General features: G+C 67.7%; 1 protein-coding gene. It reads left to right on the top strand.

What is annotated here, in order from left to right:
- Positions 1-322: gamma-glutamyltransferase (locus RVY79_RS18525; RefSeq protein WP_317466009.1), on the top strand; the 322-nt coding region annotated here is incomplete at both ends.

The following is a 322-nucleotide window of genomic DNA, read 5'->3' on the forward strand; positions in this document are numbered from 1 at the left end:
GCAGAAAACGGGATGGTCGTCTCGGCGCAGCACCTGGCCAGCAAGGTCGGTGTGGAAGTGCTCAAGCGCGGCGGCAACGCGGTCGACGCTGCCGTGGCGGTGGGCTACGCGCTGGCCGTGGTCTATCCCGCTGCCGGCAACCTGGGCGGCGGTGGTTTCATGACCATCCAGCTGGCCGATGGCCGTAAGACCTTCCTCGACTTCCGTGAAGTCGCGCCGAAGGCCGCCACCGCCAACATGTACCTCGACAAGGACGGCAACGTCATCAAGGGCGCCTCCACCAAGGGCCATCTGGCCGTGGGCGTGCCGGGCACCGTGTCGG

The organism is Chromohalobacter sp. HP20-39 (genome assembly GCF_033052815.1).
Classification (GTDB): Bacteria; Pseudomonadota; Gammaproteobacteria; order Pseudomonadales; family Halomonadaceae; genus Chromohalobacter.